The 20289-nt window shown below is 29.2% G+C and carries 25 protein-coding genes; 16 read left to right on the top strand and 9 right to left on the bottom strand.

Translation table 11 applies throughout. From position 1 onward, the window contains the following. Nucleotides 1-7: 7 nt before the first annotated feature. Entirely contained in the window at nucleotides 8-616 is a 609-nt protein-coding gene (locus ACIJYA_RS06710) for a MarC family protein (RefSeq protein WP_435088271.1), read from the top strand. Here the strand turns inward: ACIJYA_RS06710 and ACIJYA_RS06705 are convergent. The 7 genes from ACIJYA_RS06705 to ACIJYA_RS06675 are packed head-to-tail and all read right to left on the bottom strand — an operon-like array spanning nucleotide 613 to nucleotide 6010. Then, nucleotides 613-1755 carry an FAD-binding domain-containing protein gene (locus ACIJYA_RS06705; RefSeq protein WP_435088269.1) on the bottom strand — a complete coding sequence of 381 codons (1143 nt, stop codon included), beginning with the start codon at nucleotides 1753-1755 and terminating at the stop codon, nucleotides 613-615. The genes ACIJYA_RS06710 and ACIJYA_RS06705 overlap by 4 nt on opposite strands. A gap of 6 nt (nucleotides 1756-1761) precedes the next feature. Continuing rightward, complete coding sequence (locus tag ACIJYA_RS06700; protein WP_435088267.1) at nucleotides 1762-2142, bottom strand: phosphate-starvation-inducible PsiE family protein; 381 nt, start codon at nucleotides 2140-2142, stop codon at nucleotides 1762-1764. Further along, nucleotides 2142-2600 carry a UbiA family prenyltransferase gene (locus ACIJYA_RS06695; protein WP_435088265.1) on the bottom strand — a complete coding sequence of 153 codons (459 nt, stop codon included), beginning with the start codon at nucleotides 2598-2600 and terminating at the stop codon, nucleotides 2142-2144. The genes ACIJYA_RS06700 and ACIJYA_RS06695 overlap by 1 nt, the downstream gene beginning before the upstream one ends. 54 nt (nucleotides 2601-2654) lie before the next feature. Then, nucleotides 2655-3272, bottom strand: a complete 618-nt coding sequence (locus ACIJYA_RS06690; protein WP_435088263.1) for a DsbA family oxidoreductase — start codon at nucleotides 3270-3272, stop codon at nucleotides 2655-2657. Nucleotides 3273-3277: 5 nt separating this feature from the next. Beyond that, nucleotides 3278-4465 carry an argininosuccinate synthase gene (locus ACIJYA_RS06685; protein WP_435088261.1) on the bottom strand — a complete coding sequence of 396 codons (1188 nt, stop codon included), beginning with the start codon at nucleotides 4463-4465 and terminating at the stop codon, nucleotides 3278-3280. A 4-nt stretch (nucleotides 4466-4469) separates the two neighbouring features. Continuing rightward, entirely contained in the window at nucleotides 4470-4982 is a 513-nt protein-coding gene (locus ACIJYA_RS06680; RefSeq protein WP_435088260.1) for an invasion associated locus B family protein, read from the bottom strand. Beyond that, on the bottom strand, nucleotides 4973-6010 hold the full coding sequence (locus ACIJYA_RS06675; RefSeq protein WP_435088258.1) for an NADP(H)-dependent aldo-keto reductase: 1038 nt from the start codon (nucleotides 6008-6010) through the stop codon (nucleotides 4973-4975). The genes ACIJYA_RS06680 and ACIJYA_RS06675 overlap by 10 nt, the downstream gene beginning before the upstream one ends. Before the next feature lie 84 nt (nucleotides 6011-6094). Here ACIJYA_RS06675 and ACIJYA_RS06670 point away from each other — a divergent pair, with 84 nt between their 5' ends. Next, nucleotides 6095-6856: a Bax inhibitor-1/YccA family protein gene (locus ACIJYA_RS06670; protein WP_435088256.1), complete on the top strand. Its 762-nt coding sequence runs from the start codon at nucleotides 6095-6097 to the stop codon at nucleotides 6854-6856. A 2-nt stretch (nucleotides 6857-6858) separates the two neighbouring features. Here the strand turns inward: ACIJYA_RS06670 and ACIJYA_RS06665 are convergent, their stop codons facing one another. Next, nucleotides 6859-7203 carry a DUF2794 domain-containing protein gene (locus tag ACIJYA_RS06665; RefSeq protein WP_435088254.1) on the bottom strand — a complete coding sequence of 115 codons (345 nt, stop codon included), beginning with the start codon at nucleotides 7201-7203 and terminating at the stop codon, nucleotides 6859-6861. Beyond that, a complete protein-coding gene (locus tag ACIJYA_RS06660) occupies nucleotides 7196-7747 on the bottom strand; it encodes a septation protein A (protein WP_435088253.1) in 552 nt (183 codons plus the stop codon). The genes ACIJYA_RS06665 and ACIJYA_RS06660 overlap by 8 nt, the downstream gene beginning before the upstream one ends. An 87-nt stretch (nucleotides 7748-7834) precedes the next feature. Between ACIJYA_RS06660 and hspQ the strand changes: the two genes are divergently transcribed. The 14 genes from hspQ to ACIJYA_RS06590 all read left to right on the top strand — a co-directional run bounded on the left by hspQ (nucleotide 7835) and on the right by ACIJYA_RS06590 (nucleotide 20279). Beyond that, a complete protein-coding gene (hspQ, locus tag ACIJYA_RS06655) occupies nucleotides 7835-8155 on the top strand; it encodes a heat shock protein HspQ (protein WP_435088252.1) in 321 nt (106 codons plus the stop codon). Between the two features lie 161 nt (nucleotides 8156-8316). Then, a complete protein-coding gene (gene ccmC / locus ACIJYA_RS06650) occupies nucleotides 8317-9024 on the top strand; it encodes a heme ABC transporter permease CcmC (protein ID WP_435088251.1) in 708 nt (235 codons plus the stop codon). A 17-nt stretch (nucleotides 9025-9041) separates the two neighbouring features. Further along, nucleotides 9042-9248, top strand: coding sequence for a heme exporter protein CcmD (locus tag ACIJYA_RS06645; RefSeq protein WP_435088249.1), 207 nt, complete (start codon nucleotides 9042-9044; stop codon nucleotides 9246-9248). A gap of 10 nt (nucleotides 9249-9258) precedes the next feature. Next, the gene (ccmE, locus tag ACIJYA_RS06640) at nucleotides 9259-9678 is read left to right on the top strand and encodes a cytochrome c maturation protein CcmE (RefSeq protein WP_435088247.1); all 420 of its coding nucleotides are present in this window, start codon (nucleotides 9259-9261) and stop codon (nucleotides 9676-9678) included. 1 nt (nucleotide 9679) lies between these two features. Further along, a complete protein-coding gene (locus ACIJYA_RS06635) occupies nucleotides 9680-11560 on the top strand; it encodes a heme lyase CcmF/NrfE family subunit (protein ID WP_435088245.1) in 1881 nt (626 codons plus the stop codon). Beyond that, a complete protein-coding gene (locus ACIJYA_RS06630) occupies nucleotides 11550-12068 on the top strand; it encodes a DsbE family thiol:disulfide interchange protein (RefSeq protein WP_435088243.1) in 519 nt (172 codons plus the stop codon). The genes ACIJYA_RS06635 and ACIJYA_RS06630 overlap by 11 nt, the downstream gene beginning before the upstream one ends. Beyond that, nucleotides 12065-12427: a cytochrome c-type biogenesis protein gene (locus tag ACIJYA_RS06625; protein ID WP_435088241.1), complete on the top strand. Its 363-nt coding sequence runs from the start codon at nucleotides 12065-12067 to the stop codon at nucleotides 12425-12427. The genes ACIJYA_RS06630 and ACIJYA_RS06625 overlap by 4 nt, the downstream gene beginning before the upstream one ends. A gap of 19 nt (nucleotides 12428-12446) precedes the next feature. Next, complete coding sequence (locus ACIJYA_RS06620; protein WP_435088239.1) at nucleotides 12447-12947, top strand: acyloxyacyl hydrolase; 501 nt, start codon at nucleotides 12447-12449, stop codon at nucleotides 12945-12947. A gap of 8 nt (nucleotides 12948-12955) precedes the next feature. Continuing rightward, complete coding sequence (locus tag ACIJYA_RS06615) at nucleotides 12956-14107, top strand: alpha-hydroxy acid oxidase (RefSeq protein ID WP_435088237.1); 1152 nt, start codon at nucleotides 12956-12958, stop codon at nucleotides 14105-14107. Nucleotides 14108-14128: 21 nt separating this feature from the next. Next, nucleotides 14129-15292 carry a pyridoxal phosphate-dependent aminotransferase gene (locus ACIJYA_RS06610; protein ID WP_435088235.1) on the top strand — a complete coding sequence of 388 codons (1164 nt, stop codon included), beginning with the start codon at nucleotides 14129-14131 and terminating at the stop codon, nucleotides 15290-15292. A 5-nt stretch (nucleotides 15293-15297) separates the two neighbouring features. Next, complete coding sequence (locus tag ACIJYA_RS06605) at nucleotides 15298-16794, top strand: FAD-linked oxidase C-terminal domain-containing protein (protein ID WP_435088233.1); 1497 nt, start codon at nucleotides 15298-15300, stop codon at nucleotides 16792-16794. Next, nucleotides 16748-18028 (top strand): FAD-binding protein, encoded by a 1281-nt coding sequence (locus tag ACIJYA_RS06600; RefSeq protein ID WP_435088231.1) that lies wholly within the window; start codon nucleotides 16748-16750, stop codon nucleotides 18026-18028. The genes ACIJYA_RS06605 and ACIJYA_RS06600 overlap by 47 nt, the downstream gene beginning before the upstream one ends. Further along, on the top strand, nucleotides 18028-19323 hold the full coding sequence (gene glcF, locus ACIJYA_RS06595) for a glycolate oxidase subunit GlcF (protein ID WP_435088229.1): 1296 nt from the start codon (nucleotides 18028-18030) through the stop codon (nucleotides 19321-19323). Before ACIJYA_RS06600 ends, glcF begins: the two co-directional genes overlap by 1 nt. A 2-nt stretch (nucleotides 19324-19325) precedes the next feature. Next, on the top strand, nucleotides 19326-20279 hold the full coding sequence (locus ACIJYA_RS06590; RefSeq protein ID WP_435088227.1) for a 2-hydroxyacid dehydrogenase: 954 nt from the start codon (nucleotides 19326-19328) through the stop codon (nucleotides 20277-20279). Nucleotides 20280-20289: the final 10 nt, after the last annotated feature.

The following is a 20289-nucleotide window of genomic DNA, read 5'->3' as shown; positions in this document are numbered from 1 at the left end:
AAACCTGATGTCAGAGATATTTATTCAAACTTTCTTCCTATATTTTATAGTAATTGACCCATTAGGAAATACTCCATTATTTTTGAGTATTACTCAACACATGGAGACAAAACAAAAAATTAAAGTTGCATTTAGTGCAACTATAATTGCAACTATCATATTGTTATTTTTTGCGTTACTTGGAAGCTCACTGTTAAGCTATTTACATATTTCTTACCCAGCTTTTACAATAGGAGGAGGAATTATCTTATTAATAATTGCGATAGAGATGTTATTTGACAAGCGTCAGCAAAGGAAAGGAGAAGATATAGATTTAAATTCTGATAACGTGAGTGTATTTCCTTTAGCAACACCTATTATTGCAGGACCAGCAGCCATTACTTCAGTAATTGTTTCTGTTTCAGATATTGGAACTAATTTTACAAATCAAACAGTAGGAATGTTTTCATTGGTAATTGTACTATCTCTAACTTTTATAATCTTTTTTATAGCTTCAAAGTTTTCTAATTTAATAAATAAAAAAATAATTGGGGTTATCTCAAGAGTGGTAGCTATCATTCTTGTAGGATTAAGTGTTCAATATATTTTAGATGGTATTAAAACTTTTTTAGCTTAATTAAATTTAGCAATAATTTTTGGGATATAATTTTTAAAGTTAAAAAAACCTTTATTGCAATATTGCCAAGAAAACTGATCTAACTTTCTATATAATAATTTGATATTTTTTAAATTATTGTTTTGAATAAAATCTAAATTTTCACCAACAGTTGGATAAAGAGCATAAACTTTTTCAGTAATATTCTCTAAATCACTGATGTTAATAAGTTCACAATTAATTGATTTATCTTCTAACCTTGTTTTTTGATCTTTTAAAAGATCAGCTTTAAACTTCAACACTTTTTCACTCAATTTGATAACTCTATTTGTATCATTTAAGACTAATAAAATTTTTTTAAATTTATGATCTTTAAAATCAGAAAATTCAAAAGTCATATTATTTTCAAATATTAATAAAGTTTGATCCTTTAAAATTTCAGAATTTAAAAATTCTTTTTTATTTACTTGATAAGTTTTATCACTGAATATTGGTGTGGCATTTTCATTAAGCTTTATGTTTTGAAATCTATTGTTAGTAAATTTATTTATATTCCATTCACTTGCTAGATAATGTTTACCTTGAGTTTGAACCCCAGCTACCCATCTCCAACCAAGTGTATTTGATGCGGCATCACCATCATAAAGATGTTGCATAAAAAATTCTGCACCTAGCTGCCACGGTAATTCTAGTGTGAATATCCAAATACTTGCAAACCACATTCTGGTATGGTTATGAAGGTAATTATTCTCTTTAAGTTCGGTTAGCCATTGATTAAAGCATTCTATGTCTGTTTTTCCTTCAGTGGCATCTAAATAATACTGATTGTCTTTGAATTCATTTTTGATTTTATCTAATTCTATTAAATAGTCTGACCAAACATTTGGTCTTAACTCAAGCCAACCTTTCCAATAAACGCGCCATAGAACCTCTTGAACAAACTTTTCATTCTTTGAAAATGAATACTTTTTGAGAGATTTATCAATTACCTCTAATTCATTGATTGCTCCATGCGTTATGTATGGTGACAAACAGGAAATATTTGATCTGTTATTAGGTCCAAAATCAAAATTTCTTAATTTTGAATAATCAATTAAATTATTTTCTACAAAATTATGTAATTTATCAACTGCTTTAGCCCTTGAGGCTTCAAACATCATATTAAATTATTTAGATTTTTTTCTTTTTAGACCCAATTTATCACTGTGTCTTAATCTTAAAATTACAATTGCAGCTGATATTAAAACTATAGCAACAGCCTCATAAACTAATGCTGTTGGATCCATTTCTTTACCTTGCAATATAATAAATCGAGCAAGAGCAGTAATCGCAATTAAAAGAGGTAAAGTTATGCTTATTGATTGTTGATCCCAAAAAACCCTTACCATTGCTAATACTTCCAAATAAAGGAACATTAATAATAAATCGGCTAATGTTACAGACTGATTTAGAATCATATATTTAATTTCTATACCAACAGCAATTACTGTGCTTATCAAAATAATACACATTAATGCTAACTGTAAATTTTTTGCTATTTTTTCCATTATTTGTTTTTACTGAACGGTAACCATTTTTCAAATACTGATTTAGATGGCCCATCATAAGGAATAGAATATGAACTTGGATTAGGACTAGTTAAAACCTCAATTCCTTTTGAAAATACAAAAATAAACACTACCACAAAAACAATCACCATTATTTTAAATGGGTCAAAATTTTTTGTTTTAAAAACACTACTAGATTTTTCCTCTGCTTTATGAAAATTTTTAAAAGTCATATAGACGGCAAATATTAAACCAATGTGAGCCACATAAAGACCCGCCCAACCAAAGGCAAAAGTTGTATAAGAAAAAATGTATAAACTAAAAACTGTAGTCCAAATAAAACTTAAAACTAAAAGGATTTGTAATCTTACAGTTTTAGGAAGAGATCTTAGATCATTTTTACTATCATCAAATAAGATATTTGCTGCATCCATCATCCAGTTTTTTAACGATTCCATGGTGTGAAGTTATAATTTTTAGTAATTATAACAAATGTCAAATTGTCCTAAATCTTATTTTAAATTGGCTTTAATAGCGTTTTCTAATTGAATTGAGCTTTGAGCACCAGAAATAAAATCTTTTCCTATCTCAAAAAATGGAACTCCACTAATATTCTTCTCTTTAGCAATTAAAATTTTTGAAGTCACATTTTGAATATTTTTTTCATTAATAAATTCTTTAAAAATATTTTCTGTAATATTATTTTCTTTAGCAATACCAATTAAAACATCAATATCTCCAATATCGAGTCCATCAATAAAATAAGACTGATATATTTTTTCTTTAATTTTATTTTGTAAATTAAATTGTTCACTTAGAACAATTAGTAAATGAGAAAGAACAGTGTTGGGAGTTCTTTTTATTTTATCTAAATTTAAATTTATCCCAGATTCTTTTGCTTTTAATTTCATATTTTCATACATGGGTGCTGCATAATCTTTTCCACCAAATTTTATTTCTAAATACTTATCTCTATGAATACCTTCGGTTGGCATATCTGGATTTAATTGAAATGGAATATGTCTAATATCAAATTTTATATTTGGAAAATTTCTTAAGGCTTTGTTTAAATTTTTATGTCCAATAAAACACCATCCACAAATGGTATCTGCAAAAACGTTTATTTGCATTTTATTTAAGAACGAAGTTTTTTCTTATGAAAATTAATAAATCTTTCAACATTAGATTTATTAAACGTTTTGTTTTCTTCAAATGAAACTTTTTTCATTGAGTAAGCAGAACTTTTAGTTTGTCGAGATTCTATTATTACATTCCCTTTATAAAGCTTAAGTTTTACAGAACCGTTAACTTTATTCTTTTTGAGATCCACAATTTTTTGAAGTTTAAATCTTTCATTTGAATACCAATAACCATTATAAATTAATTCAGCATATCTAGGCATTATTTGATCTTTCTTATGCATGGTTTCTTTATCAAGTGTTACTGACTCAATTGCTCTATGTGCATGAATTAATAATGTGCCACCAGGAGTTTCGTATACTCCTCTAGATTTTATTCCAATAAATCTATTTTCTACTAAATCAACTCTTCCAATTCCATTATTCCCTGCAAGCTGATTAAGTTTTTCTAATAATTTTGCAGGAGATAGTTTTTTTCCATTAATTGCAAATGGGTCACCATTTTTAAAATTGATAGTTACAAAGCTTGGTTTATTTGGTGCTTTTTCAGGCGAAATTGATCTTTGAAAAATAAATTCAGGAGCAGAATTTTTTGGATTTTCTAAAACCTTACCTTCTGTTGATGTATGAAATAAATTATCATCAATTGAAAAGGGAGGGGCTCCTTTTTTATCTTTTGGAATAGTTATTCCATGTTTTTTTGCATAATTAATAAGATCTGTTCTAGATTTTAGTTTCCAAATTCTCCATGGAGCGATAATTTTTATATTGGGTCCAAAATAATGATACCCTAATTCAAATCTAACTTGGTCATTCCCTTTTCCAGTTGCACCATGTGATACAGCATAAGCTTTAAATTTTTTAGCAACTCTAATTTGATCTTTAGCGATGAGTGGTCTTGCTATTGATGTACCTAATAAATAAACCCCCTCATAGATTGCGTGACCTCTAATCATTGGATAAACATAATCTTTAACAAAGATATCTTTTAAATCTTCTATGATTATATTTTTAACGCCAAATTTCTTTGCATTTGTGATAATTTTTTTTCTATCAATTTCTTGTCCCACATCTGCAGTATAACAAATTACTTCAGCATCATAATTTTCTTGAAGCCATTTTAAGATAATAGAAGTATCAAGGCCCCCTGAGTAGGCTAGAACAATTTTCTTTTTTGATTTCATTTATTTAACTACAGGCTTTTTTTGAAGAGTTGTAAGCCTTAGTAAATCCTAGTAATGAGTAGTGATCAATTGTTTGAGAGCCTTTTTGATTATATCCAGTAATCATTATTCTAGAGCCTTTTTTCATTCTCTTAATCATTCTAAACTCAATTTTATTATCAGCAATCCACGCAAAACCTTGTTCTTTTATATCAAATTTAAATTTATTTTTTCCTGACTGGGCAACTACAGAGTTATTTTTATTAAACTCATAACCACCTGTAACACTTACTTCATCAATTATTTTTTCTGCAGGTCTAAAAGCAATAAATAACTTTGCATCTCTTTTATTTGATTTTGGAGCCTGTAAAATCGGAGATGATTGAGCAAAACATACTTTCCCGGTCGCATCAGTTAAAATCATTGATTCCCAGTCTTTATATTTACCAATTTTTTTTATTTCTTCTGCAGACAATTGATTAACACAACCAATAAATAATATTGATACAACTGATAGAATTTTTTTAATTATGGACATGGATTAGGATAAATTGTTTGAACATTATTAATTTCTTTAATGACATCATCAGATAGGTTGATATTTACACTTTCTATATTTGTTTTCAACTGCTCCATCGTAGTTGCCCCAATAATAACGGAAGTTACAAATGGTTGAATTTCTAAAAATTTTAAAGACATCTGAGCTAAATCAAGACCATGTTTGTTAGCAATTCCATAATAAGCATCAACAGCTTTTTCTGTGTTAGGCTTTGCATATCTTGTCCAAAAATCAGGATCTCTTTCAATTCTTGAATTTTTAGGCAGTTGATTATTTCTATATTTCCCTGATAAATATCCACTTGCCAATGGTGAATATGCCAATAGACCAATCTCATCTCTAATTGATATTTCGGCTAATCCAACCTCATAGGTTCTATTTAATAAGCTGTAAGGATTTTGAATAGACATCATTCTTGGTAAATCTTTTTCTTTAGATAATTCCAAATATTTAGAAACACCCCATGGTGTTTCATTTGATAAACCTATTTCTCTTATTTTTCCTGCATCAATGAATCTTTTGAGATTGCCAAGGACATCTTCAAATTTATTCCACTCACCATTCTCTTTATGTTCATATCCAAGACGTCCAAACATATTTGTATTTCTTTCAGGCCAGTGTAATTGATAAAGATCAATGTAATCTGTTTGTAATCTCTTTAAGCTATCATTGATTGCTTGAGTCATCTTATCTATTCCATAATTATTTCCTCCACCTCTTAAATATGCTCTCATAGGGCCTGCAACTTTTGATGCTAAAATAACCTTGTCTCTCTTTTTTGATTTTTTAAACCAGTTACCTATTATGATTTCCGTATGACCATAAGTTTCTTCCCTTGGTGGAACTGCATATAATTCAGCGGTATCCCAAAAGTTAATACCTTGGTCTAAAGCATAATCCATTTGTTCAAAACCTTCTTCTTGAGTATTTTGTTCACCCCAAGTCATAGTGCCGAGACAAATTGTACTTACTTCGAGATTAGTATTGCCTAGTTTTTTATAATTCATAATGGTTTTTGTTTAATTTGGATATTTTTAATCTTTTTAAGGTATCTTGAATAATTAGTAAAAGACTATTATATATTACTTATTATGGAATTTGATAAAAACGGAATCTTAAATAGAGCCAAAGCTGCTCAACAGTCAACAGTTGTAATGGATGAAGGTTTAAGAACCTACATGCTAAAAGTATATAATTACATGGCAACTGGAATTTTATTAACAGGAATAGTTGCACTTTTAACATTTAAAATGTCAGTGGTGACTAATGATGCTGGATCTATTGTAGCATTAACCTCAATAGGTAATGCAATATATTTGTCTGGATTAAAATGGCTTGTTATGCTGGCGCCTTTAGGAATAGTTTTTTATATGAGTTTTGGAATAAATAAAATGAGTGCTTCAAAAGCTCAAACGACTTTCTGGGTTTTTGCAGGATTAATGGGCTTATCTTTATCATCAATTTTATTAGTTTATACCGGAATGAGTGTTACCAGGGTTTTCTTTATATGTTCAGCAACTTTTGGTGCAATGAGCATTTATGGTTATACAACTAAAAGAGATTTAACAAAACTTGGCTCATTTTTGATGATGGGTTTAATTGGAATAATAATCGCTTCAATAGTTAACATTTTTATGAAATCTTCAATGATGTATTTTGTAATATCAATCCTAGGTGTTTTAATTTTTGTAGGCTTAACAGCATATGATACTCAAAAAATTAAAAATATGTATGCAGCAAGTGATACAGGTGAGATCATGGGTAAAAAAGCAGTGATGGGTGCTCTTACTCTTTACCTAGACTTTATAAATTTATTTATAATGTTGCTAAGATTATTTGGTCAAAGAAGATAGTTTTACTTTTGTAACTTTTTCCAGTTAGTATTTTTGAATAATATTTTTAGATCAAAAGAGTTTTTTAAAATCTTTCCACTGGTATCTGTTATTAAATATTTTAGATTTTGATTTTTAGGCTTAAAATTTTTACAAATTTTATATAAAGCATTTTCAGCAGCATTTCTAAAAACACTAAAACTAACTTGTTTACTTGAGATACTTAAGCCATAATCTTTCCATGATCCTTCAGAGACCATTTTTGCATATAGATCTAAGATAACCTTTAGTTCATCTCGCTCAAAAAATTGTCTTTCTTCTATTTGTTTATGGGGATTATTGACTACTAGTTTTAAATTACTAGGCATCAATTTTATGCTTATTGATTAATGGTATCTGGAAACCGGTAAAAATTATAGTTATTGGCAACATGCCCCATACTTTAAAGTTAACCCAAAACTCCTCCGATTGAGTTCTCCAAACACATTCATTTAATATTGCAAGGCCCAAGAAAAAAAACATCCATCTTTTATTTAATAATTCCCAACCAATATCTGTTAGTGGGATTGATTTACCCATAATTTTTTTTAGAACAGGCTCTTTAGTAAAATATTTCCCAAAAAATAATGCTAAAGCAAATAAAATATTTATAATTGTTGGTTTAATATAAATAAATATCGGATCATTAAAATAAATAGTTAAGCCACCAAAAAAAGTAATTAATATTCCACTTATTAAGGGCATCATTGGTATTTTTTTTTCAAAAAACCAAACAACAGCCAATGCAATTAAAGTTGCAACTATAAGTGGAGGAATAGCAACTGATAAATTTTTATCATTATTATAATAATAAAAAAAAAATATAGCTAATGGTCCAAAATCTGTAACGAATTTTAAAAAAGATTTATTCACTTAAAATATAATAACATATTTGCCACATCACAAAACATTAATATTTTTAGCATTGATTTTTATTTTTAAATACCCATACTAATAACTATGCCAATTCAAAAAGCCAAGTTCTCAATTGGGGACATCGTAAAACACAAACATTTCGAATTTAGAGGGGTTATATATGATGTTGATTTTGAATTTAATAATTCTGAGGAGTGGTATCAATCTATTCCCAAAAATGTTAGACCAAGAAAAGATCAACCTTTCTATCATTTGCTGGCTGAAAATGAGGAAATAACTTACGAAGCCTACGTTTCAGAACAAAATCTATTAATGGACGATTCTGACGAGCCAATAAAACATCCTTTAATTGAGGAAATTTTTTCAGGAAAAAAAGGGTCAAGTTATTTTAAGATGTCTAATTAAATCTATCATTTTTCAAACACATTTAGCTCAAATCTAAGCCATATAAATTGAGTAAAAAACTTATATTCTGATCAGGGATGTTAAATTTTAATTCAAAATTATTATCTCCCTCTGCATTCTTGATCAGAAATCCTTTTCGTAATAAACATTGTTAACTAATTATGTTTAAACTTTTTCAACCAAATAGAATTTTTCGAATAACCTCAAAAGCTCCGAAATATATTTTATTTTTATTTGTGATTGTGCTTTCTATTGGATTAACTGAAGCCCTAATATTATCTCCGGAAGATTATAAACAAAGTGATGCTGTTAGAATAATGTATGTACATGTTCCAGCTGCCTGGACAACATTAGGAATTTTTTCATCTATTACTTTATTATCTATTAGTGGTTTTATTTTTAAGAATAAAAATTTTTTTTTAATCTCTAAAAGTTTGGCACCGTCTGGTTTTGTTTTTAATATAATTGCATTAGTTACTGGTTCTATTTGGGGAAAACCAACCTGGGGAACATGGTGGGCTTGGGATGCTCGAATTACATCGATGTTAATATTGGCACTTTTTTATGCAATGTATCTAGTTTCGTGGAGAATTTATGAAAGTGAAGAAAAGGTTTTTAAGATTACAACATTTATAACGATTATAGGTATAGTCAATGTTCCTATTACTAAATATTCAGTAGATTGGTGGAACACACTTCATCAACCAGCATCAATCAATATTTTATCAAAAAGCTCAATTCATTCATCAATGCTTTTCCCTTTGCTAATAATGACTGCGGCATTTGCTCTTTTTTCATTGCTAATTTTCTTAATGAAATATAATACAGAACTGATAAAAATTAAAAATAAAGGCCTAGATAGACTATGATAAATGAACTATTTTTTATGAACGGATATGAGACTTACGTATTGTCTGCTTTCAGTTTTACACTTTTAAGTTTTTCAGCACTATACTTGATTACAAAAGTTCAATTTACTAAGGAACAAAATAAATTTGTAGCTAAATTTGGATCTCTAAACTCTGAGAAAGCTAAATCTGCAAAATCACAAAAAATAAATAAAGAAATTTTAGCTAACGCCACAAATAATTAACTTTTAAACCATGTATGGTCGTAAAGTTAAATTAAGATTTTTGTTTGTAGCTCTTATTCTAATTACTTTAATACTTACGGTATTTCTAGTCTTAAAATCACTTGAAGAAAACGTAGTATATTTTCAATCACCTTCAGAGATTAAAGCTTTATCAGAATTAGATAAAAAAAAAATTAGAATAGGTGGAATGGTAAAAAAAAATTCTATTTTAGTAGAGGCCAGTGAAGTTAAGTTCATAATTACAGATTTCAAAAATGAAATTAATGTCACTTACTCAGGCGCAATCCCAAATCTTTTTGCAGAAGATAAAGGAGTGGTTGCAGAAGGTTTTTTAAAAGACAGAAATTTTTTTTCTGCCACAAAAATTTTAGCAAAACATGATGAAAATTATATGCCTCCAGAGGTAAAAGAGGCGCTTGGAGAAAGATAAAATGCTATTTAGTGTTATAGGAAATTATTCATTATTTCTTGGACTTTTTTTTGGATTGGTTCTCATTTATCTTTCTGTAAAAAATTTTAAAAATCCAAAATTATTAGATACTAAAATTTTATCATTCACATTTTTACAATTTTTTTTAGTTGTAATTAGTTTTTTATGTTTAGTTTTATCATTTGTATTATCTGACTTTAGTAACGAAACTGTTTTTAATAATTCACATACAACAAAACCATTTTTCTATAAAATTGCTGGAACCTGGGGCAATCATGAAGGAAGTTTATTATTGTGGTTACTTGTTTTAACATTGTTTATTCTTATTTTTTTAATAAGAACTAAAAATCAACCTATAAAGTATAGAATTTTAACTTTAACGTTTCAGCAGATTATAATTATAGGTTTTTTTATTTTTTTGATCAAAACATCAAACCCTTTTAATTATATTTATCCAATACCAACAGAAGGATTGGGGCTTAATCCAATACTACAAGACCCAGCTTTAGCAATTCACCCTCCAATTTTATATTTGGGTTATGTAGGTTCTTCAATAATTTTTTCTTCAGTTCTGGCTGCAACAACTTTAAATATTGTCTCACAAAAATGGGCGTCTCATATAAAAAAATGGGCTTTAAGTTCGTGGATTTTTTTAACTCTAGGAATTTTATTGGGATCCATTTGGGCGTATTATGAGTTAGGTTGGGGTGGTTTTTGGTTTTGGGACCCAGTCGAAAATGTCTCTTTAATGCCATGGCTTGCATTAACAACACTTTTACACTGTATTTTGGTTTTAGAGAAAAAATTAATTTTAACTTCTTGGGTTATAATATTATCAATATCAACATTTGCACTAAGCATGAGTGGTACATTTTTGGTTAGATCAGGAATTCTTAACTCTGTACATACTTTTGCAAATGATCCAGAAAGAGGTTTATTTATTTTAATTTTTTTATTTTCTTTAATTTTTCTTTCATTATTTATTTTTTTCTTTTTTCATAAAACTAATAAAAATAATTTAAGTAGTTTTTTCTGGTTAAGCAAAGAAACAGCTATAATAGTTAACAATTGGTTTATGATGTATTTTTTATCAGTTGTTTTGATTGGTACTATTTATCCTATTTTTCTTGATGTTTTGTCTTCTCAAAAAATATCTGTAGGACCACCTTTTTATCATAAGCTTATTATACCTTTTTTAGTTCCCTTTTTACTGATTATGGCGATTGGACCAAAGTTGAAATGGATTAAATCAAACTTAGATGACAAAATTTATTTAATTTCATTATTAATCATTTCGATTTTTTTATCCATTTTAATTGTTAAAAACTTCAGCCCTAATTTTTTGATAAACACAATTTTAATTTCAAGTGCTTTATATTTGTTTTTTATTACTTTAAGAGATTTTTTTATTAAAGGATTTAAAAATCTAGCACAAAATATAGCTCATTTTGGTTTTAGTTTATTAATTTTAAGTATTCTTTTTAACAGTTTATTTTCAAATGAAATTGTTACAAATTTAAGAGTGGGAGAAATTTTTCAGGACACAAAAACAAAAATAGTTTTTAAAAGTATTAGTCAAAAAAAGGAAAAAAATTATAGATCAATTATAGGTAATTTCATTGTGCAAGATTCTAAGGGTAAAATAGAAAATCTATCACCAGAGCTAAGGATATATAATCAACCAAATATTGCCACTAGTGAGGCTGATATTAAAACGACACTATTGTCAGATAAGTTTATTGTTATTAACATGGTTCAAAATCAGAACTTTTTTAATGTTAGGTATCAGGTTAAACCATTTATGTTGTGGATTTGGCTTTCAGTAATTTTGATCAGCTTTGGTGGATTAGTGAGCTTTGTTAAAAAAGAATATGAAAAATAAATTTTTACCATTTTCAATCGTTTTAATTTTTATAACAATTTTTATTATTTTTTATAAAGGTTTACAGGACACTAATATTTATACCCCGGAAGTAAAAATAAATTATGAAGTGCCTTCAGTTTCAGTCGAATTATTTGATTCAGGCAAAACAGTTAATACACTTGAAATTTTTAATACAGATAAATTTTATTTATTAAATATTTGGTCATCTTGGTGTGTTCCTTGTAGGCAAGAACATTTAATTTTAATGGATTTGATAAAAAACGATAATTTAAAGATTATTGGCATTAACTACAAAGACACAAAAAAAAATGCAAAAAAATTCCTTGAAGAGCTTGGAAATCCTTATGATAAGATAATTTTTGATAATGATGGCACCAATGCTATTGAATGGGGCGCTTATGGAGTTCCGGAGTCTTTTCTAATCAATAAAAATAAAATTATTAAAAAATATATAGGGCCACTTAGCAAAGAGTCTATGGAAGAAATTAAATTATTTATAAAATGAAAATATTTAAATTCTTTTTAATCATTTTTTTTATTTTTCCTATTAATAGTTTGAAAGCCGACAATGAAATTTTGAAAAATAAAATTACAAAAAATTTACGTTGTTTGATCTGTCAGGGACAATCAGTTTACGATTCTGACTCAGAATTTGCAAATAGTTTGAAAATTGTAGTTGATAGTAAAATTGATGAAGGATTATCTGAAAAACAAATTTATTCTTATTTTCAAAGTAAATATGGTGAATGGATTTTATATGATCCTTTGTTTAATAGGAATACCTACTTTCTTTGGCTATTACCTCTATTGATATTTTTTGTTGGCGGTGCAATAATATTTAATAAATTTATAAAAAAACCATAATAATCTGCTATTAACAATAATGAGTTTTAAAAAATTAATTATAATTTTAACTATATTTTTTACTGCCACTAGATTGCTTGCGGCAGAAAACAGCAGTCATCAGTATAATTTTTTTACAGGCAATTTTGATTTTAGTGATGATAAGCAAGCAGCAATGTTGTTTGGTATTCAACATCAGAATGAAAATTTAGAAAGAGATACTTTTTTAGGAAATATTTCACCAATTACTGGTGGTTTCATAACAGAAAATTCTGCTGCATATGTTTATACAGGATTTGAGTGGAACGTTGATATGGGCGCTTTAACATTCACACCTAGTTTTGCACCTGGCTTGTACTTCAAAGGAGATGGAAAAGATTTGGGTCATGTTCTTGAATTTAAATCTGAAATTCAGTTTTCTTATGATTTATCTGAAAATTCTAAAATTGGTATATCATACAATCACGTATCTAATGCAAGCATTGGAGACAAAAATCCTGGTGCGAATAGTTATATGTTTAATTTAATTAAAAATTTTTGATAACGACTATGAATTTAAAAGATTGTTATAATTTTAGTGACTTTAGAAAGTTAGCAAAAAAAAGACTACCTTCACCCATCTTCCATTACATTGATGGCGGTGCAGATGATGAGGCTACTCTTAAAAGAAATACAGAAGCATTTAATGACTGTGATTTAGTTCCCAATGTTTTAGCAAGTGTAGGCAAACCTGATTTATCAACAACTGTTTTTGGTAAAAAAATTGATATGCCTATATTTTTATCTCCAACTGCTATGCAAAGACTTTATCATCATGATGGTGATAAAGCCTCAGCTCGAGCTGCTGAAAAGTTTGGAACTTTTTATAGTATGTCCACAATGGCAAACAACACAATTGAAGAAATTGCCGAAATTTCAAAAGGACCAAAATTATTTCAACTTTATGTTCATAAAGATCAATCAATCACAGATGATTTAATTGAGAGATGTAGAACATCAGGCTATGATGGTATGTGCTTAACCGTTGACACATTGGTTGCTGGGAATAGAGAGCGAGATCACAGAACAGGATTTACTACACCACCAAAACTTACACTACAAAGTTTAATGAGTTTTGCATTGCATCCAGAATGGGTATTTAATTATTTTACGCATGGAAAATTTGAATTGTCGAATGTAAAAACTAAGACTGATAAAGGAACTAATATTTCAAAATCAGTAATACAATATATTAACGAACAGTATGATCCAGCAATGAACTGGAAAGATGCTGAGTATTGTGCAAAAAAATGGAACAAACCTTTTGCATTGAAAGGTGTAATGTCAGTAGAGGATGCTAAGAGAGCAATTGATATTGGTTGTACGGCTATAATGATCTCAAATCATGGTGGAAGGCAGCTTGATGGTTCAAGATCACCTTTTGATCAAGTAAAAGAAATCTCAGATGCGGTTGGTGATAAACTTGAAATTATTTTAGATGGTGGAATTAGAAGAGGTACTCACGTTTTAAAGGCTTTAGCAGCAGGGGCTACAGCGTGCAGTTTCGGTAAAATGTTCTTATTTTCTCTAGGTGCTGGGGGTCAAGCAGGAGTAGAACGTCTATTGCAAAATATGCACGATGAAATTAATCGAAATATGGTACTAATGGGATGCAAAACTATTCAAGAATTGAATAGATCAAAAATAATTTATCGAAAATAAATAATTAAGGAGAATTAAAAAATGAAATTAGCAGCAAGTTTAAATCGCTTGGGAACCGAGTCAGCTTTCAGTGTTTTAGCAGAAGCTAAAAAATTAGAAGCAGCAGGAAACCCAATGATACATCTAGGACTTGGTCAACCTGATTTCAAAACGCCAAAACATATAGTTGAAGCAGCTAAAAAAGCTCTAGATGATGGTCATCATGGGTATGTTCTTTCAAATGGAATTCTTGAGTGCAGACAATCAGTCACTAGAAAAATTAAAAAACTTTATAATCAAGATATAGATCCAGAGAGAATTATTATAATGCCAGGTGGAAAACCTACAATGCATTACGCCATTCAATGTTTTGGTGAACCTGGGGCAGAAATTATTCACCCAACACCTGCATTTCCAATTTATGAGTCTATGATTAATTATACTGGATCAACAGCAGTCCCTTATGATTTGACTGAAGACAAAGATTTAAAATTTAGTGCTGATAAGATTTTGTCTTTGATAACTGATAAAACTAGATTGTTAATTTTAATTAATCCGAATAATCCCACAGGAAGTTTTGTAGAAAAATCAGAAATAGACAAATTAGCAGAGGGACTAAAAAAATATCCTCATGTAACAATTCTAAGTGATGAAATTTATAGTAGACAAATTTTTGATGGAAAAGAAATGCCTTCATTTTTTAACTATCCAGAATTAAGAGATAGATTAATAGTTCTTGAAGGTTGGAGTAAAGCCTATTCGATGACTGGTTGGAGATTGGGTTGGAGTTTTTGGCCAGAAGAATTAGTTGAACATATTAATAAATTGTTAATTAATAGCGTGTCATGTGTTAATGCAGCAGCACAGTTTGCAGGTATTGCGGCTTTAGATGGACCTGACGACTCTATAAATGAAATGATGGAAAAATTTACCCAAAGAAGAAAATTAATTCATGAAGGGCTAAATAGTTTGCCAGGTGTTGAATGTAGTTTGCCAGGTGGAGCATTTTACGCTTTTCCTAAAGTTATAGGAACTGGAATGGATGGTTCAGAATTTTGTAAAAGAGCAATGCATGAAGCTGGAGTTGCAATAGTTCCAGGAACTGCTTTTGGTAAAACTTCTAAAGATTATGTAAGATTTAGTTTTGCAGCCTCTCAAGATAACATTTCTAACGCATTGGAAAATATCAAAAAAATGCTAGGCTAGTATTAATGACTGATCTAGTGCTGCCGAAAATTGATAAAAATACAATCAAACGTAAAGATGAAATTGTAAAAAACTTATCTAAAATTTCTGGTTCAGAAAATGTGTTAAGTCATCCTGATGAAATTAAACCTTATGAAACAGACGCTTTAGCAGCTTACACACAAAGTCCATTAACTGTAATTTTACCAAAAGATACAAAAGAAGTTAGTGAGATTTTAAAATATTGCTATGAAGAAAATATAAAAGTAATACCAAGAGGCGCAGGTACAGGCTTGTCAGGAGGTGCTTTACCACTGCAGGATGCGGTCGTATTAGGATTAGGAAAATTTAATAAAATTTTAGACATTAATTATGAAAATAAATATGTAGTAACTCAACCAGGTGTTACTAATTTAGGAATAACTCATGCAGTACAACATAAAGATTTTTATTATGCTCCAGATCCATCTAGTCAATTAGCTTGTTCTATTGGAGGAAATGTTGCTGAAAATTCTGGTGGTGTTCACTCTTTAAAATATGGAACAACTACGAATAATATTTTAGGTGTTGAAATGGTTTTGATGGATGGAACTATTTGTAGAATTGGAGGAAAAACATTAGATCAAGAGGGATATGATTTAATGGGTTTGATTTGTGGCTCTGAAGGATTGCTTGGAGTTGTGACGGAGGTAACTGTTAAAATTTTAAAAAAACCTCAAGTAGTTAAAGCAGCATTGATAGGGTTTCCATCAATTAAAGAAGGAGGTAATGCAGCCTCAGATATTATATCTAATGGAATTGTCCCAGCTGGAATGGAAATAATGGACAAAGCTTTAATTGAAGCAACTGATAATTTTAGTAAAGCAGGATATCCACGTGATGCAGAATTATTATTAATAGTTGAGTTAGACGGGACCGAGTCAGAAGTAAATGAATTATTGAAGAAAGTAAGTGAAATTTCAAAAAAAAATAATTGCTCAAGTTTAAAGTTGAGTAAAAATGAAAAAGAAAGATTATCTTTTTGGGCCGGAAGAAAGGCAGCTTTTCCAGCTTGTGGTGCGATGGCACCTGATTATTATTGCATGGATGGTGTTATTCCAAGAGGGAAGCTTGCAGTAGCCTTATTAGAGATTAAAAAATTATCTCAAAAATATGAATTATTAGTTGCTAATTGTTTTCATGCAGGAGATGGAAATCTTCATCCATTGATAATGTTCGATGGAAGCGATAAAGAGCAGCTAAGAAAAACAGAGGAGTTTGGGGCAGAAATACTTAAACTTTGTGTGAAATTAGGTGGGGTTATTACTGGTGAACATGGAGTTGGTATAGAAAAAAGAGAATTAATGTGTGAAATGTTTAATGACAAGGATATTCAACAACAGCTTGATATTAAAAAATCATTAGATGAAAAAAATTTATTAAATCCAGGAAAAGTTTATCCTATCTTAAGAAAATGCACAGAGGAAGGAAGGGTTCATGTCCATAAGGTCGAAAATAAATTCCCAGATCTTCCAAGATTCTAACAACACTTATTTCCCAAAAAATGAGGAAGAAGTATCAATTTTAATTAAAGAATTTTATAAAAAAAATCTTCCAACTGAAATTATTGGAACTAATACAAAAAATTTTATTGGAAATAAAACACAAACATCTAATAAAATTTCACTTTCCAAATTAACAGGTATCATTGATTATTTTCCAGAGGAACTATACATAAAAGTAAAAGCTGGTACTCTATTAGAGGATGTTGAGAAAGCTTTAGAAAAAAACAATCAAGAATTAGCTTTTGAACCAATTGATTTTGGTTTTATAGAAAATGGACAATCTAACAAAGGCACTGTTGCTGGCTATTTGTCATGTAATTATGCAGGTTCAAGAAGATTTAAAGTTGGAAGTGTAAGAGACCATGTCTTGGGGTTTAAAGGAGTAAATGGCAAAGGAGATATTATTAAATCTGGAGGAACTGTTGTAAAAAATGTAACGGGTTATGACTTGTCAAAATTAATTACAGGTTCTTTTGGAACTTTATGCGTTTTAACTGAAATAACTCTTAAAGTTTTACCAAAGAAAAAATTTTCTAATACAATCGTAATTGACGTAAAAAACAATCAATTGATTTATGACCTATTTAACAAAATATCTGGTTCAAGTAGCGAGGTATCAGGCGCTGTATTTATCCCTGAAGAACCTAAGGACGACAGTTACTTAAAGAATAGAGATAAAATATTCAAATTCAATGATTTGGATTTTAAAGGCTCATTTTTAGCATTTAGAGTTGAGGGAGATAAAATTTCTATTAATGAAAAAATAAAATCTTTGACAGAAGAGTTGCAATTAAACACTTATAAGACATTTTTATTGGATAATTATCAATCTGAACCTTTTTGGGAAAAAATAAATAATCTTGAGCTTTTTGAAAAAACCAAAAATAATTTGGTGAGAATAGTTATTGAACCTTCTAACGGGTCCAAAATGATGAAGTATTTAAGTAATAAATTTAAATATTATATTGATTGGTGTGGTTCATTATTTTGGATTGAGATGCCTGCAAAAAAAAATATGAAAATTAAGGAAATTAAGAAAATTACTAAAGAATATGGTGGATACCTAACAATTATTAAGGCATCTCCTGAATATGATTATGAAGAGTCAATTTTTACAATTGACGATGTTAGGCTGATGATTTCTAAAAAGATTAAACAAAGTTTTGATCCAAAAAGAATTTTAAATCCTGGAAAGATGTATAGAGGAGTTTAATGCAAACAAATTTTTCAAAAAAACAGTTAGAAAATAAAGATAATTTAGCTACCGAAAAAATTTTCAAACAATGTGTTCATTGTGGAATGTGTAATGCAACGTGCCCCACTCATCAATTGTTAGGAGACGAACTTGATGGACCTAGAGGTAGAATTTATTTGATTAAAGATATGTTGGAAAATAATAAAAAACCAACAAGTAAAGTTGTTAAGCATATTGACAGATGTCTATCTTGTTATAGCTGCATGACCACATGTCCTGCAGGAGTGAACTATATGCACATTATAGACCATGGTAAAAAATATATCGAAAAAAATTATGAAAGATCTTTTTTTGACAAACTGATTAGATATTTTTTATCAATCACTTTACCTAATACAAAAATTTTTAGATTATCCAGTTTCTTAGTTAAATTAAGCAAACCTTTCAAATTTTTATTTCCGTCTAAGATTAAGGACATGATAGAGCTTATGCCTACTCATTTTCCAAAAAAACAACTTCCAAATAAAGAAATTTATAAAGCTAAAGGAAAAAAGAAAATCGCAAGAGTTGCTTTATTGACAGGTTGTGTACAAAAAGAAATATCTCCACAAATTAATGAGGCAACTATTAGATTGCTAAATAGGCATGGGGTTGAAGTTGTAGTTCCAAAAAAAATTAGATGTTGTGGATCTTTAAATCATCATTTGGGAAAAGAAGAAGATGCACATCAAGACTTTAAAAATAATATTAATACTTGGTATGATGAGCACCAAAAAGGAAATTTAGATGCAATTTTATCTAATACATCAGGCTGCGGTACGACAATGAAGGATTATGGATTTATATTTAGAGACGATAAAGAATTATGCAAAAAAGCGAGAGTTATCTCTGAGCTGACTAGAGATATATCAGAATATATATTTGAGAGTTTAAAATTAGACCTTAAAGAAAAAAATAAAAAATATAAAGTTGCATATCATTCAGCGTGTTCTATGCAGCATGGTCAAAAAATTCACTCTCAACCTATATCTCTTCTAGAAAAAACAAATAATGAAATTCTTGAAATCCCAGAGGGTCATATCTGTTGTGGTTCTGCAGGGACATACAATATTTTACAGTCAGAAATAGCTAAAAAATTATTATCTAAAAAAGTAAATAATATTGAAAGTTTGAAACCTGATTTTATTTCAACAGGAAATATTGGTTGTATTACCCAAATTTCTCATGGTACAAAAGTTCCAATTGTACATACAATTGAAGTTTTAGATTGGTATACAGGAGGCCCAAAACCACAAGCACTACTAAGGAATTAATTATGAAGAAGATATTGGTTACAAGAAGACTACTTAAAGATTGCGAAGATAAAGCTCAAAACACTTTTGATGCAAAATTAAATTCAAATGACGAACTTTATTCACAGTCAAAATTAATTGAACTAAGTGAGGGTTGTGATGCTGTGTTGACATCTTTGACTGATAAAATGGATGAAGAAACAATCAATAAACTACCCGATACTGTTAAAGTAATTTCAAATTTTGCTGTTGGATTTGGAAATATAGATTTAGAAGCCGCGAAAAAAAGAGGAATAGCTGTAACCAACACACCAGAAGTTTTGTCAGATGCAACTGCTGAAATAGGAATTCTTCTCATTTTAGGAGCATGCAGAAGAGCAGCGGAGGGAATTGAAGCTGCTAAAGAAAGTAACTGGAAATGGTCTGCAGATTATTTAATTGGGAAGCAGTTAACAGGTACTAGACTTGGTATTTTGGGAATGGGAAGAATTGGACAAAAAATTGCAAAAATTGCAAAGTCACTTGGAATGATAATTCATTATCACAATCGTTCTAAATTAAGTGAAGAAAAAGAACAGGGTGCTATTTATCATGATAGTTTAAAAAGCCTTTTTTCAGTATCAGATGTTTTGTCGATTTGTTGCCCTGCTACAAAAGAAACTGTAAATTTAATTAACAAGGAAACAGTAGAATATTTTCCTAAAGGTGCAGTAATCACAAACGTTGCACGAGGTGATATTGTAGATGATGAAGCTTTAATTGATGCTTTAAATAGAAGAAAAATTTATGCAGCTGGTTTAGATGTTTATAAGGGGGAACCAAATTTAAATCCTGGTTACCTAAAAATTAAAACTGCTTTCATTTTACCTCATCTTGGTAGCGCAACTAAAGATACTAGAACAGCAATGGCTAACTTAGCGATAGATAATATTGATGAGTTTTTCAACACAGGAAATTGTAGAAATAAAGTTAATTAATACAATCTCA

The organism is Candidatus Pelagibacter bacterium nBUS_29 (genome assembly GCF_051200905.1).
GTDB lineage: Bacteria > Pseudomonadota > Alphaproteobacteria > Pelagibacterales > Pelagibacteraceae > Pelagibacter.
Note: the sequence above shows the minus strand (reverse complement) of the source record. Positions and strands in the feature narration are given on the sequence as shown.